Genomic DNA, 15,611 nt, shown 5'->3' with positions numbered 1-15,611 from the left:
GTCCGCTTATTTGCTTATGTGATAGTTTCGGTCTGCCAAACGACCATTTCGATGTTATTCATTGCATTGAAATGGTCAAGTTTATTTACAAATAAGAAATCTCATAGTGTCAGTTTGTTAGTATATGCTACTCTTCAGACAACTATGAAAATATAATTGTAAAATACATAAGCATTTGAGGTACCTAGCTATGAGGATTATCGACTCCTATGAAGATATACTGGGTCTTATTAATCTCAAACCATTTAATCTTGAGACATGGCGGACATATGCAAATCAAGTGTGTGAGGGTCTCGCAGTTAAATGTGAAGGGGATGTGGCAGAATACGATTTCGGAAATGATGTAATTCCAGTGATCAATGCATTATATGATAAAAGGGATGCTCTCGAAGTCCTACATTCAATTTTTTTAGAAGTGGTGGATTCTCTTTCTACAACATTTGATAAACATGGTTTGGTTGAGCCAGATGTTGACATTGTTTTTTATTTAGGTCTTTGTAACGGTGCTGGATGGGCTACGAAAATAAATAAACGCAATGTAGTTTTGCTTGGAGTAGAAAAAATACTTGAACTAGGTTGGGATAATCCTCGGGATTTTGCTGCACTAATATATCACGAACTCGGACATATCTGGCACGAACAAAATGGAAGATATGACATCGCACAAAACCAAAGGGAACGTTCAATTTTACAATTGTATCAAGAGGGCGTTGCAATGTATTTTGAGCAGTTGCTTTGTGGCGATATGAATTTCTACCATCAAGATAAAAATGGATGGTTAAACTGGTGTGCTTCGAATGAAGACATTATCAAAAAGGAATATCTTCACAGAATTAATACTGAAAAGAGTACTCAAGAATTCTTCGGTGATTGGTGCAAATTTCATAATCACTCTGACGTAGGATATTACCTTGGCTGTGAGTTTGTAAAGTATTTAATCGGCAAGCATACTATCGATAGAGCTGTAAGACTCGAAGCATGTGAACTAATTATGGATCTTAAGCTTTATGCCATACAAATACTTTAATCTTCAGATTTAAAATAACCGCGTTCTACGGAAGGCGGTTATTTTCATTGGCAAAATAAAAGTGATGAAATCATAACGAAGTTAATATTGAGTCTATACCCTAAAATTACACCCGGTCAGGGTACTAGCCTTCTCTGTTCGTACGATTACCCAACAAGTTTGTACGATAGTGAAAGTATAGAAGCGGGCATGACTGCTATAATCGGAAGGAGAAGATGTAATCGCTTCCGCAATTCCCGGGAAACACCGGATCACCTGGCAAATGCGGAAGGATACGCAAAGAGGAGGCATCGTCGGCTGATTTAATATCAATATAGATTTAAGTCGGGAGGTTGTGTAATGGTTTCTGTCAAAAAAACAGGATTCACCCTCATGTTAGCCGCTGTCATGTTATTTTCTCTTGTTCCAAATGCATTTGCAAAGCAAGAAACGCAAGATCCGAGAAACTTGGCTACAGGTTTAAGCTACCTGTTCTCTGCCGCCCCTTATGAGGGCTACCCTGACTCCGGAAATGAATTGACCGATGGCATGTATGCATCGATGGACTTCATGGATAGCGCCTGGCAGGGGCACCTTCGGGGAATTACGCGCGAAGTTGTATTTGACTTACAGGATATTAAATCGATTAACGCCGTGAAAGCGCATTTTATGCAGGACACGGGCAACGGTATTTTTTATCCGAATACGGTTTCCATGTACGTGTCGGATGACGGCGTGAATTGGGCGCCGCTGTCGCACAAAGATACCGCGATCCCGCTTTGGTTGCCGGGGCCACCGACAGATCAGACGTTTGTCTGGGATATTGCGGCTGACGGCTTGCCGAAAGAGAAAAAAAATGCAGAGTTCGTGTATACGCGATATGTAAAAGTTACGTTCATGACCCAAGTATGGACCTTTCTCGATGAAATCGAAATTTGGGGCGTCGACGGCAAAGCTCAGCACGCCGTCAAGCTGAAGCCGGAACAGCCAGCTTACCTGCAGCCGGGCAAAGCGACGGGAGGCATCCGCAATCTTGCGCTGCTGTACAATGGACATTACGATAGCGGTGCCGGTGATTGGACGAAAGACAATATCATCCCGTACATCAGCTACGTGAACGCGCAAGGCGAGCCGGTCGACTGGTTGTACGACGGCGTACTTTATCTCGGCATTAGAACGCAGGACGGGCAGCGGGATTTTGGCTCGAGTGCCAAGCTTGAAGATTGGCACTGGTATCTGGACAAAACGTTCGCCCCGCAAGGCGATATGTGGCAGCTCAATGAAGGGACCAAAGAGGTTAGCGTAAAATTGGGCGAACCGAAGCACAAGACGAAGGTCGTGCTAATGGTTCCGAATCCGGGCGATGCGGTTGGCGAGTTCGGCGATGTTGACGGCGACGGTGTGATGGAGAACTTCAATCCGGATCAGGTCGGCACAGAAGCGGCTTTCGCCGACAAGCAAAAAGCCATTGATTGGTATATGCATCAGGTGAAACAGCGCTGGGCCGAGCAAAATTATTCCAACCTCGAGCTGGCCGGGATGTATTGGATGGATGAAAGCGCCAACCTCTATGATGAGAACAATACGAAGATCATCCAACATACGAGTCAGCTTGTCCACCAGGAAAAGCAGAAGTTTTTCTGGATCCCTTATTTCTTCGGCAATGGTATATCCGCTTGGGAGAAGCTTGGCTTCGACGCGGTAGCACAACAGCCGAACTACTTCTTCGATGAGCCGGGTGATCCGTCCCGAATTAAAGATACGACCAATCTTGTCAAGCAATACGGCATCGGCGTGGAGATGGAATTCGATGAACGGATGAATTCGTTTCCAAAATTCAGGGACCGCTACATCGAATATTTGAACGGCGGCGTCGACTACGGTTATATGAACGATGCCTACAAAGCCTATTATCAAGGTAATGTCGCGCTGCTCGACAGCGCAAGAAGCAATGACCCGAATAATCGCATTCTATATGATATGATGTATCTATTCGTAACCAAAAATTATCAAAAGAATGATACGAATGTATCTCTGGAGACGATGGCGGAGCTAGTAAATCGTTATATAGCTTTGAAAGAGATCGATCCGGCTTTTGGCAAAGACTTATCCTATCGTTTGCAGATCATCAAACAGCTCCTGGATGAAAACAATCCAAATGATGCCGTAACGTATATGCAGGATTTTCTCGCGCATATTCACGACCCAGCCGTCCAAGCGCAAGGAATGATTTCCGCCCGAATTGCAACAGTGCTTGATTCCTACGCACAAGTTCTCATTCACGCTTGGTCTGATGGTTGGGGCCTTAGCAACCTGGTTCTTGGTCAAAGTTATACGATTTCCAAGCCGGCCAACAGTGGCTATCCCGATTCCGGAAATGAGCTCACCAACGGCCAATTCGGCGGTGCGGATTTCCGTAACGAACAGTGGCAGGGATATGCAGGCAGCGACTACCCTGAGGAACGAAGCCGCACGATCACATTTGATTTGGGTCAAGACAAGTCGATTGGCCAAATTAAAGCCCATTTCCTTCAGGATGCGGCACCCGGCATCTATTTCCCTAAGAACGTCGTCATATCCGTTTCATCAGATGGTCAATCCTGGGGTAAGCTAGCAACCGTTTCCCAGACACCATCGCAAAATGGCGTCTCGGCCGACTTCATGAAATGGAACGGCGCAATAGACGGCGTGCCTGGGAATCCGGGAGCTGATAAAGTGTATGCCCGTTACGTCAAAGTCGAATTCCCGATCAACGTCTGGGTATTCATCGATGAAATCGAAGTTCTCGGCATTGACGGCATGGCGAATGGAGCCGTGGTTTTGCCGACGACGCCGTAAATACTCGACATTAAGAACATGTGTAAAGGATTGATTTGGGAGTTGGGGAAGAATACAAGGATAAGAAGATATTTAAGAACTTACAACCTGGGTCATATACGATACAGGTGAACTGGAACAAGACAACTGCTTTTGCGGAGTTTACTGTGAAATAGGCTTTGTTAAACGAGACACAATAGCTGAAAAAGAACACGGAGACAGCCGGCTAGAATGTTCGGCTGCCTGTTTTATTGAAGTAACGGGAAGCATTCCTATTATGAAGAAATACGAGGATTGAGAAACGAGCCCTGCTGATTAACATGATAATTCAGCTGGAACAAATATTTTGCAGTACAAAATCAAATTTGGCTAAAAGTCATTTTGATTATCTCAAGAAGAGAACAAATAATGAATGGAGCCCATATGGGGCTCCATTTTTCAATTCAATAAATTCATTTTTGCGAGATATGGTGCATACAGAAGACAAGCACGTAAGAAACGTTTTCTAAGTCCAAAATTAGCATTTCCGTTAAGAAGAGAATTAAATATATGGGGCCTGTCAAAGGAATAAAAAAATATTAAGGGGTAGTAGGCTGCATATCTTAAGGAAAGTGGCTAAGGTAGGCTCGGACCACGTTTTTGATGAGATAGATGTTAGCAGAAAATCAGAAAAGAACCTGGAGTACCAGGTTCTTTATATATTGCACTTAAACAGACACGATGTTATAATCAGACCACGACTGTGTTTAGTCAGATGAACACAATTATTTCATCTTATAAATTAAGCTTACCATGCTGGTAAGCTCTTGTCAATTGTTTTTCTCAATCAAATGGTAAGGAGAGATGTTGAATGAGTACTTTGGTTCTCGATTATCAAGAAATAGAAAAAACGCAGCTTTGGCTCGTTGGCGGAAAAGGATTGAATTTAGGGGAATTATCAAACATTCAAGGGATACAAGTACCGGAAGGATTTTGTGTTACAACAGTGGGATACCAACAGGCCATCGAACAAAACGAAACGTATCATGTTTTGTTGGATCGACTAACCATGCTAAAAGTAGAGGATCGAGACCAAATTGTAGAAATCAGCAGAAAGATTCGACAAGTCATTACGGAAGCAGAAATCCCTATCGATGTTGTGAAAGAAGTTGCTCACTATCTCTCCCAATTTGGTGAGGAACATGCTTATGCAGTGCGTTCTAGCGCGACTGCTGAAGATTTGCCACATGCTTCTTTTGCCGGACAACAAGATACCTTTCTAAATATCATCGGCAAAGATGCGATCTTGCAGCATATCAGCAAATGTTGGGCTTCCCTGTTCACGGAGCGTGCGGTAATCTACCGTATGCGGAATGGATTCGATCACAGACAAGTTTATTTATCGGTTATCGTCCAAAAGATGGTTTTCCCGCAGGCTTCAGGGATATTATTTACCGCAGATCCCATTACTTCTAATCGAAAATTGCTATCCATCGATGCCAGTTTTGGACTTGGAGAAGCCCTGGTCTCCGGCTTGGTATCTGCCGATTGTTATAAAGTGCGGAATGAGGAAATCGTCGAGAAGAGGATCGCAACAAAGAAATTGGCTGTCTATGGAAGGGAAGAAGGCGGAACAGAGACAAAGCAGATTCATCCTGATCAGCAGATGTCTCAAACTCTCACTGAGCGACAAATTTTACAGCTAGCACTCATCGGAAGACAGATCGAAGCTTATTTTGGTTGCCCGCAAGATATCGAATGGTGTTTAGCTGATGATACATTTTATATTGTCCAGAGTCGACCGATCACTACTTTATACCCGATCCCTGAAGCGAATGATCAAGAAAAACACGTCTATCTATCTGTTGGTCATCAACAAATGATGACAGATCCCATAAAACCATTGGGATTGTCTTTTTACCTGTTAATTACTCCTGCACCGATGCGTAAAGCGGGTGGAAGGTTGTTTGTTGATGTTGCACCTAGGCTGGCTACAACTGTCGGCCGGGAAACTTTATTAAATACCATGGGATCCGATCCGCTCATAAAAGGCGCACTCATAACAATAATAGAACGAGATTTTATAAAAATGTTACCAGAAGATAAAACAGCACCGATTACCAACAGAAGTAATACAGATATGCTGACACAATTCGAGAACGATCCGACAATCGTTTCTGATTTGATTAAGCGTAGTCAAACATCGATAGAAGAGTTAAAACAAAACATCCAAGCGAAATCGGGCTCGGATTTGTTTGAATTCATTCTGGAAGATATCCAGCAATTAAAGAAGATCTTATTTGACCCACAAAGTACGGCTGTGTTTATGGCTGCTATAAATGCTTCATCATGGATCAATGAAAACATGAACAAGTGGTTAGGCGAAAAAAACGCAGCAGATACTCTTTCTCAATCTGTACCCAACAATATTACGTCGGAAATGGGTCTAGCGCTATTGGATGTCGCGGATGTAATTCGACTTTATCCAGAAGTGATTGATTATTTGCAGCATGCCAAGGATGACCACTTCTTGGATGAACTGGTTCAGCTGGATGGCGGACAGGAAGCTCAAGATGCGATCTGTGCTTTTCTCCATAAATACGGAATGCGATGCGCCGGAGAAATCGATATTACGAAAACTCGTTGGAGTGAAAAACCAATTACCCTTGTCCCCATGATTCTGGGTAATATCAAGAACATCGAGCCGAATGCCGGCAAGCGAAAATTTGAGCAGGGGCTCCAGGAAGCTTTGGCAAAAGAGCAAGAGTTATTAGATCGGTTGAAGCCATTACCGGATGGTAAGCAAAAGGCCGAAGAGACAAAACGGATGATCAGCCTAATCCGGAATTTCATCGGTTATCGCGAATATCCTAAATACGGCATGATTAGCCGCTACTTCGTTTATAAGCAAGCTATGCTGAAAGAAGCAGAACAACTCGCACAAGCCGGCGTGATTCATGAGCAAGAAGATATATATTTTCTGACTTTCGAGGAGCTTCACGAAGTCGTGCGTACGAACAAGCTGGATTATCAGATCATCCACAAACGAAAAGAGGACTACAAATTTTTCGAAAAACTAACTCCCCCGCGTGTTATCACCTCGGAAGGCGAAATCATTGCAGGTAAGTACAAACGAGAACATCTACCGACTAATGCGATTGCAGGTCTGCCTGTTTCTTCTGGAGTGATAGAAGGACGGGCAAGGGTCATCTTAAACATGGAGGATGCTAATCTGGAAGAGGGGGATATATTAGTCACTTCCTTTACCGATCCTGGCTGGACACCCTTGTTTGTTGCCATACAAGGTCTAGTCACCGAAGTGGGTGGACTGATGACCCATGGAGCGGTTATCGCGCGTGAATATGGCTTGCCGGCAGTTGTCGGAGTTGAAAATGCTACCAGATTGATCAATGACGGGCAACGAATTCGCGTGAATGGAACAGAAGGGTACATTGAAATCTTGTAATGGTTGAATACGTCATGTAAGTATCTCTGATTCATTGATCTCTGAGCTTGTTTCTCAAACTAAAAGTCCTCAATGTGGGTAGCAATCCATCAGACGATAGCATTCCTGTAGAGTGATAATTTCGAGTTTTTCAAAAAAAGCCAGCTGGCACAGCGAGGCTGCCGTATCAAACTCCGCGACAGCCTCGCGATGTTTACCTGGAAACGATAGCTCAATGATGACACGACGGCAGCCGTTTTCTCAACTATTGGGCCATTACTGGATGAATCTAGTTCAATTCCTGCGTCGCGAAGGGATTCAGGTCGTTCTGGTCAATCCGATGCATGTGAAAAAGACGAAGGAACCTTGGGACAACAACCCGACCAAAAGCGACCAAAAGGATGCACGCGTCATTTCGCAACTGGTCTAAGACGGAAGGTACACCGTATCCCACACTCCTGAAGATATATACACCGACTTACGGGAGGGAATGAATGAAAGAGACTGTTTGTCTAAGAACCCGAAGCGTGTACAAGAGCGTGTTCACAACTGGCTAGATCGATTTTTCCCTGAGTTTACTGAGGTGTTCAAGGAATGGGAGGGTAAAGCAGCCCTAGTCTGCGTACACAAATCCCTTGTTTGCGCTCGCCCTTTTTCACCGGATGCTCAACTAGGATGAACATTAACCCGTATTGTCTGCACAGTCCACTCAGAAATGCTGTGAAAAAGCTAGTATTTTAAAAAAACAAAAGAACATAGAGGGAGATTAATTGTTTTTCTGCCTTTTCAGTATTTAACAAAAATGTTATCATTAAAGAGAACAAACATTCCCATTTTGAGGTGGATAGAATGGATTTCTTTAATGATTTGGATCAATATACAAATCAAATCAAAGACCGTATCGCTGCTTCTGCAGCTGCAATATGCGTGATGAAAGACAACAAGATTATACATGAATGGTATTCTGGTTATCATCATTTCCATAAAGGTGCTAGGAAGGTCGATGAATATTCTCAATTTAATGTTTATTCAACTAGAGTTACGTATATTGGGCTTGCCGCTGCTATTGCCATAAACGATGGTGCAATAAAAAGCTTGGATGAGCCAATAAGTAATTATCTTAAGAACTACGATCATAGCATTCTCGGTAACACCACAATAAGACACCTAGTTACAAGAACAACTGGGTTACAATTTCAGGGGAATAGCGTAGTAGTACGTAAGTTTGCAGAAGGTACGTCATTTGAAGGGAAAAAACCCGAGGTTTTGGCTGAGATTATTAAAAAAGCTACAGGAAAAACTGTCGCTGAAATCATTAGTGAACGAGTGTTTAAACCTTTAGGATTTACTCAAACGGAGTGGAGAACAGAAGGAAAGGAAACGCTGGTCTGTGATATAAATGATCCTAATACTTATCCTACTTTGAGACTCGAGTCAAATGAAGGTAGTGATCGTAATCTTTACATAACGGCAAGAGAACTTGCTTTGTGGGGGAACCTGCATCTGAATAAGGGGACTATACAAGGGCAACAGATTCTTCCTAAGGCTTTATTTGAAGATGTTACTTCTGTTAAGACTCCTAATTCACTGCCTGTTCAACTGCCTAGAATAGGATATTTTTGGTGGATACAAAACAAGAAGGTTACAAACTCCGAAATTGGACCAGAACTTCCTGAAGGAACATTCCAAATCCTAGGGGCGTCGGGTTGCTCATGTACTGTAATCCCTGAACACAATGCGGTGGTTGTACGAATGACGAATAGTCTATGGACCTTTGGCGGGAAGAATGGGTTCGATTACGTTTCTGATATTCAAAGGTTTGGAAATCTTATTGCACAGGCTTTAAACCATCATTCGTAACTGATGACGTTATAAGTGAGGTATTTGAAAATAACTATTTGGAGGTATTTTCATTTATGATCAATGTTTATGAAGAATGTCCGTCTTATAAAAAAATGCAAATTTCTATAAGGCAAACAAATGAAGGGGATGCAGAAGAATTACTTGGGTGCTATTCTGATGAAAAAGCAGTTCCATTATTTAATTCTGACAATTGCAATGGGGATGATTTCCACTATAAAACGGTGGAGAGGATGAAAAAGGTAATAGATTTTTGGGATTACTCCTATAAACACAAGTATTTTGTTAGATGGACCATTATTTTAAATGAGACTCATGAGAAAATAGGAACTATCGAAATGTTTCATAGAAGCGCCGAAGATGAATTTAACCATTACGGCGTTTTGAGAATTGATCTAAAGAGCAAGCACGAAGTTCCATCTATAATTAATGAGGTATTGGATATCGCTGATGAGAATTTTTATGAAGTATTTGATGTTAATGCCATTCTCACAAAAGCGATACCGATTGCTTCAGAAAGAATTGGATCTTTGCTCCAAAAAGGGTATCAACCACTGAATAAAAAACTTATGGTTTATGGCGATTATTTCGTGAAGTATAAATCGTGACAACTAAGCAATAGGAAATCATTTGAACCGCCAGATCCAATCCAGGATTGAGGCGGTTCGTTGTATCTGTAGGGAAATCTGTAATATATAAATACGAACTAATTTGTGAAGTTCGAAGGACATAAACTTATATCGATTGAAATCCGCAAGCTGTGCGGTTTTTTATTTTTATCCATACAAGTTCTTGTCTTTTCCTTGGGACAAGAACTTGTATGGTTTGCCGAAAATGGACTAGAACTTGAATGGTTAACCGATTTGCTGAGTAAATGATATGTAAGACTACCAGTACTTCGTTAAGCTACCGGGCAGTTTAGTTTAATAAGAGCATGTTATACTGAATGAGATAGGTCGTTGGGGGGAAGAAAAAAAAGCCCACATCATACAGCATATACTGGGGCTAGTCAGTTTTGGGCTGACGTTCGCCGTATTCTTCGTGCCAATAGCCCTCTGTTTAAGATGAGAAGAGAGGATGGTTTGCATGAACATTACAATAGAAGAGGTTTTAGCGGAGGTCCGGTCCAGAGAGCTGGTTCCGGTTCCGTTTGACTACACTCCGTTAACAGGAGGAACCGTGAGCACGCTTGTATCCGTCGGATATGCTGACTCGAAATTGCCGCGCTTCGTGGTGAAAATGAACAAGCCTGCCGTCATCCAGGCGGAGGCGGCTTTTTTAAAGACCTATGAAACCGTTGCGCTGTTTCCCACGTTGCATTATGTCGATTCGGGTCACCGGTTTATGATTTATCGCTATATTCCAGGTGTGACAGATGAGCGGCGGGTGAAAAAAAAGGACTGGATGTGTACGCTGGTGGAGGATGTGTTGAATCACTATGTGCAAGTGCCTGGGGATTCCGCTCCAGAGCCCTCTGCAAGACTATCCTGTTCAATCAGTGGTTTTGAATGGGCACGCGATGTCATTGGAGAGCATCTCGGAGAGGGGGACTACCAGTTTGTGGTCGAACTTAGCAGGCAGGCGGTGGAGATTAAAAAGGTTCGGACCGCCTATCTGCTGCACGGGGATTTCGGCATGCACAACTTTCTGTTCGATGAGGGGCGTCTGACCGGCGTCATTGATCCGATTCCGGCGAAAGATGAGTTGATCTATGATCTGGTCTATGCGTTCTGTTCTACCCCTGACGATTTGGACCTGGATACAATCCAGTCAGCTGCAGCAATGCTGAAGGACTGGCATCCGGTCGATACCGCAGGTTTGCACAGGGAGGTGCTGCTGGCTCTGTACAGACGTATGGCGTGCTGTATTTTCTATCATCCGAATGATTTAGGGGGATACCTTCAGGCATGGTCCTATTGGAGAGGTTTGTGGGCAACTTTGGAGAAAGCGGTAGAACAGGTGAATCATTTTAGGTAAAAAAGAGGCAGCTCCTGAGCTTTATTTGAGCTATAGGAGAACGTAAGTAAAATTAATTAATATGATCATTCATCTGGAGCAATATGTTGCAGTTCAGAATCAAATATGGCTTAAAAGTCAATTTGCAATGTTTAATGAGGAGGACAAATTGTCAGGAGATAATAAAGTTTTAAACTGAAAAATAAAGTGTTAGACCCAGCAAATAAAGTTGTAGACTGAGAAAATAGAGTATTAGACTGACGATGCTTCATGAAGCTAACGGGCAGGATTGTGTGATCACTTCGCGAGTAATTAAAATGTGGAAATTCTTAAAGAGTCACAAGGTAAACTGGTAAGAAATAATTAAGTAGGAATTATTTATATTAGTAGAGTATGATACGTGAGACAAAGGACGGTAATTAAATGGCAAGAGGGATTATTATATTCGGCTCCTCCGGCTCAGGGACGACTACGCTTGGCAGGGAAGTTGCGAAGCGGCTCGGATTTCAACATTTTGATCTGGACGACTATTTATGGCGTTGGGATACTGAGATCCCATTTACGGTTACAAAGCCAAGGGAGGAGCGGATCGAGCTATTGATGGGCGATATATCCAAGTTCCCGCACTTCGTCATGTCCGGCTCGATGGATAGCTATAATGCGCCTTTCGTTCCGCTGTTTGACTTGGCTGTGTTAAACTCGGCACCCGTTGAGACGCGAGTCGAGCGCGTTAACGCCCGAGAGTTTGCTAGGTTTGATGAGAGGATACTTCCGGGTGGCGACATGTTCGAGAATCATAAGGACTTCCTCGCTATGATCCGCCGTTATGATTCAGATGGATCGCCGTGCCGGAGGGTTCATGAACAATGGGCGGCGACACTCTCCTGTCCCGTTCTACATGTTGACGGAACTTTCGAAATTGCGGAAAACGCCGCACAAATCGTGGAGCAGTACTTGGCTCAAGCTGCCATCTGATTTGTCGGATATTCTGGACGGGTATTATTGCCCTGATAGTTAATCTGCATTGATAAATGAAGGGCGTTTTACTGATGTCCAAAGCAAAGTGTTCAACTAACATTATGATCTTAAGTGAGTTGTGGCGACTGTCTGAGACTGATAAACGTATCCAAGGATTTAGTTCGTAAACATTGAAAGCATACGCTCTCCAGCACAAAATGCTGATGAAGGTACTCGGTGATCTGGATATAATCGAGATAACTTTAACTCTGCTGATGGAGTACTTAGCGAAACAATTTAATCGATTGAATCCAAGTAGTCTAGGGGGTATTTGTAACCGGTTAGGGCACAGCCGCATCCAGTAGGCGCAGTAGGCCAATCTTGATATTCACTCTCATTTATTGTCGAAACCAGGAATGTACGTTATAATTCAATATTATGTTCGGAAAATCCTGGTTCGGCACTTTGTCGATGACGCCGGAGTTTGTAAGTGAAGGGAGGTGACGATCATGAATGTAGGAGGAGCTGTTCTAAGTTCGTTGGAGTTCAGCCATGAGTTGGATTTGCTGCATAAGCATATTACTCATAGCCAGCTGCCGGTACAAAAAAGCGATTCCTTTGATAATCAGTGCATCCTGCTCGAACAATATCTCAGCGAAGATACTTTTCAATCTACATACAAAAAAATGAAAAGGGTTAATATCCTGTCTGGTTTATTCGCCCTGCCTGTACTGCTGATTGTGGCCGCCGCTTTTGTTTATGGGCGCTGGATCAATCGGGACTATGATGTATTCGGTTTTTTCGTGGAGCATCCTGTCTTGTATATTGTGCCCGCGGTGCTGATCGTAGTGACCCTGGTGCTGGCCGCGTTTCATTCGTTGTTGAGGCGGAAGCTGTATGGCCGTATTTACCCCGAACTGAAATATAAATTGCAGATGAATGTCATCTGATTGACCCTCGGGCAAACTGCTTTCCTAGAGTTTGGACACGGTTGTAATGGATTTTGAGATCAGCCGCTATCGGTTGATCTCGTATCGATGGGATACCAATTCGTTTAGAACTTAGATAACTCCCCAGGGTATCTGAAGCAGCCAGCAGGAAACATGCTTTCTCCTCTTCTGAGCAATGGGGTCCTTATCCTTTCTTTGGTGACACCTTTTAAGATTTGTTAGACCGTTTTCCAGACGCTGATTGCATTTATGAGGATATTCAATTTATCTGTTCCAAGGTTTAGTACTCCTTGTTTTCTACTTCTTATTGAAGTCTCCTTTATGATCTTTAACATATTGCTCAAAGGTGATGGGGTTATGAGTTAAAATTTTTTCTAGGTCATGAGTTATCGTTTTTGCGGTACCAAACTTGGTCATCGTGTAGAGCATTGTCATCACATTTGCGAACCCCTTTGGCATGCCTCGCTTAATACATGTTTTTCTAAATGCAAAAACATTTGGGTTTATATATACAATTTTGCGACCTAAGATTCTAGACATTATGGTAGCGACTTCATCATAGCTAAGGGCTTCGAGACCTGTTAATTCATATTTCTTATTCTCATGTCCTACATGGGTAAGGCATATTGCAGCGGCTTCTCCAATATCACGTGTATCAATGAAACTGGTTTTTGCCTTCCCTACAGGAATGTATAATTCGTTGCGAATCGAAATATCTTCACGGTGTGTGGTATTCAAATTCTGCATAAAAAAACTTGGACGCAAGAAAGTGTAGGTAAAGCCTATTTCAAGGATCAAATTTTCGATTTTGTGATGCGGAACAACAGGGTTCTTTTCCACGCCGATTAAAGATACGAATACAATGTGCTCAACTCCAGCCGATTTAGCAGCTTGCAGGAAGGGGAGTATATCCTTTTTTGGTTTTGCTAGTTGAGGTGGACGTATTAAGAAGATTTTTTTTATGTCCTTGAGCGCTGCTGGATAGGTGGAGGGTTGGAGAAAATCAAATGGTGCAATTTCTAAATTGGGATGCGGTTGAAAAAATGTTTTTGCTCTCTCTATGTTGGTCACTACGGCTCGAACCTTTGCCTCTCGTTTGAGTAGCTCAGTTACAACGTAATTCCCGATATTCCCTGTAGATCCTGTTACTAATATGGTGGTCATATCAACTTCTCCTAAAGAATATTTCGAACTACTTAGTTAGTGCACTTACTACATAATTATTTTTATAGAGTGCTTATACATTTGCATGATGTAGTGTAGAATTCACCTTTTGGAGATATTCAAGAAATTGTGTACATTCTCCAGGGGAAAGATCAGACAGTGATCTTATCATAACGCGCTCACTTGCTTCTTCAAGATGAGGAATAAGCTGCTTTGCTTCTTTTGTTAGTGACAATATAAAGGATCGTTTATCCTGGGAATGAGGCTGCTTATGGATCATATTTTTCATCTCTAAACGATTAATGATACCTGAAACGGTTGGTTTATCAAATTCAAGCTCGTGTGCAACGGACTTAGAAGTTCGTTCATTTAAGGAGTTATTCATTTCTTCTTTCATATCAATATACTTTAAAACGGCCCATTGTGCGGGTGTTAGATCCAAAGATTCAAGCTCCTTTGCAAGTTCATACCGAAGATCCTTGGCGATTTTCATGATTAAATAACCGACAAATTTCATTTCAACCTCCATTGTTCAAGTTTTATGAATCTCTCCATAATAGTTAGTGTACTAACTAGTTTAGGGGAAGTCAATACGATAAAAACAAAGTCGTATAAAAAAAATTATTATCCTTTGAAACGGAGTTGTATGAATGAGAGCGCTCATATCATGACTCATATCTTGAATTGAACCAAACACACGCTCGTCGAAGTCTCGGAATTCGCGGTTTTTTTGTTTAATAATTCAAGTGATAGAGTCTGTCTGAGTGGTTAGGTGTTTGTCGAAAAATTTGGCAAAATATTTATCGTAACTTGTTTAATTATGGAATAAAAATGCGGAATAGGGCAAACCTATTATTAGATTTCTTTCCCTGAGACAAAAAAATGTTTACATGAAATGGAGTGAAAAAATGAAAACTTTCAACGTCATAGCCTTGATTTTGTTGATTGTAGGTGGGCTTAATTGGCTTTTGGTGGGATTATTCCAGTATGATTTGGTTGCTTCGATTTTCGGCGGTCAGGATTCATGGTTTGCACGTACCATCTATATAATCGTTGGCATATGTGCAATTTACTCATTTAAATTTATTAATGATGTGAGTAACGGCGCAGAAGCCAAGTAAAATATGTAACATGCTGCTCATCAGGCGGCATGTTTTTTTGTTTTGGGCCTTTTAGCTAAGGTTGAGAAAATAAAAAAACAGGGAGAAGTTCTCCCTGGTCTTTCCAAGTGATGATTACCGGTGTTCAAATAGGTCAATCGCACCCAATACGACATGTGCTAGACCAAAACCAAGCACACCTACGGCAGCAAGTTTATACTTGCTTCCAAGCAGTGAAGCCGCTGAAGCCGTAACCACTGTTCCAAGAACTGTAGGGACCAATCCTTCACGCAATGTAATCACTCCTGTTTGGTTTGTTGAAAGACAGAAATTACTATGAATCAAATAAAATAAAATATTCAATTCTCAATGGAAGT

Annotated in this window: 12 protein-coding genes and 1 pseudogene; 10 read left to right on the top strand and 3 right to left on the bottom strand. The window is 42.3% G+C overall.

Features of this window, described 5'->3' with window-relative positions; genetic code table 11:
• Positions 1-190: 190 nt before the first annotated feature.
• From ACXX53_RS07010 to ACXX53_RS06970, 9 genes and pseudogenes are all read left to right on the top strand, one after another.
• Positions 191-1,027, top strand: coding sequence for a hypothetical protein (locus tag ACXX53_RS07010; protein ID WP_458567916.1), 837 nt, complete (start codon positions 191-193; stop codon positions 1,025-1,027).
• A gap of 339 nt (positions 1,028-1,366) precedes the next feature.
• Positions 1,367-3,844, top strand: coding sequence for a DUF4855 domain-containing protein (locus tag ACXX53_RS07005; RefSeq protein WP_458567915.1), 2,478 nt, complete (start codon positions 1,367-1,369; stop codon positions 3,842-3,844).
• Between the two features lie 829 nt (positions 3,845-4,673).
• Entirely contained in the window at positions 4,674-7,268 is a 2,595-nt protein-coding gene (ppsA, locus tag ACXX53_RS07000) for a phosphoenolpyruvate synthase (RefSeq protein ID WP_458567914.1), read from the top strand.
• Between the two features lie 250 nt (positions 7,269-7,518).
• Positions 7,519-7,863, top strand: a pseudogene (locus ACXX53_RS06995) (IS110 family transposase); the annotation flags it as partial.
• Positions 7,864-8,096: 233 nt separating this feature from the next.
• The gene (locus tag ACXX53_RS06990) at positions 8,097-9,107 is read left to right on the top strand and encodes a serine hydrolase domain-containing protein (protein ID WP_458567913.1); all 1,011 of its coding nucleotides are present in this window, start codon (positions 8,097-8,099) and stop codon (positions 9,105-9,107) included.
• 56 nt (positions 9,108-9,163) lie between these two features.
• On the top strand, positions 9,164-9,715 hold the full coding sequence (locus tag ACXX53_RS06985; protein ID WP_458567912.1) for a hypothetical protein: 552 nt from the start codon (positions 9,164-9,166) through the stop codon (positions 9,713-9,715).
• Positions 9,716-10,193: 478 nt separating this feature from the next.
• Positions 10,194-11,084, top strand: coding sequence for a phosphotransferase (locus ACXX53_RS06980; RefSeq protein WP_458567911.1), 891 nt, complete (start codon positions 10,194-10,196; stop codon positions 11,082-11,084).
• A gap of 402 nt (positions 11,085-11,486) precedes the next feature.
• Positions 11,487-12,038 carry a hypothetical protein gene (locus tag ACXX53_RS06975; protein WP_458567910.1) on the top strand — a complete coding sequence of 184 codons (552 nt, stop codon included), beginning with the start codon at positions 11,487-11,489 and terminating at the stop codon, positions 12,036-12,038.
• Between the two features lie 491 nt (positions 12,039-12,529).
• The gene (locus tag ACXX53_RS06970; protein WP_458567909.1) at positions 12,530-12,970 is read left to right on the top strand and encodes a DUF6097 family protein; all 441 of its coding nucleotides are present in this window, start codon (positions 12,530-12,532) and stop codon (positions 12,968-12,970) included.
• 297 nt (positions 12,971-13,267) lie between these two features.
• Here the strand turns inward: ACXX53_RS06970 and ACXX53_RS06965 are convergent, their stop codons facing one another.
• Positions 13,268-14,134, bottom strand: coding sequence for an SDR family oxidoreductase (locus ACXX53_RS06965; RefSeq protein WP_458567908.1), 867 nt, complete (start codon positions 14,132-14,134; stop codon positions 13,268-13,270).
• A gap of 73 nt (positions 14,135-14,207) precedes the next feature.
• A complete protein-coding gene (locus ACXX53_RS06960) occupies positions 14,208-14,651 on the bottom strand; it encodes a MarR family winged helix-turn-helix transcriptional regulator (RefSeq protein ID WP_458567907.1) in 444 nt (147 codons plus the stop codon).
• Between the two features lie 391 nt (positions 14,652-15,042).
• On the opposite strand from ACXX53_RS06960, the gene ACXX53_RS06955 reads away from it, so the two are divergent.
• Complete coding sequence (locus tag ACXX53_RS06955) at positions 15,043-15,255, top strand: DUF378 domain-containing protein (protein ID WP_458568362.1); 213 nt, start codon at positions 15,043-15,045, stop codon at positions 15,253-15,255.
• Positions 15,256-15,369: 114 nt separating this feature from the next.
• Here the strand turns inward: ACXX53_RS06955 and ACXX53_RS06950 are convergent, their stop codons facing one another.
• Positions 15,370-15,528, bottom strand: a complete 159-nt coding sequence (locus ACXX53_RS06950) for an asparagine synthase (RefSeq protein ID WP_458567906.1) — start codon at positions 15,526-15,528, stop codon at positions 15,370-15,372.
• Positions 15,529-15,611: the final 83 nt, after the last annotated feature.

Source organism: Paenibacillus marinisediminis (assembly GCF_054343325.1).
Note: the sequence above shows the minus strand (reverse complement) of the source record. Positions and strands in the feature narration are given on the sequence as shown.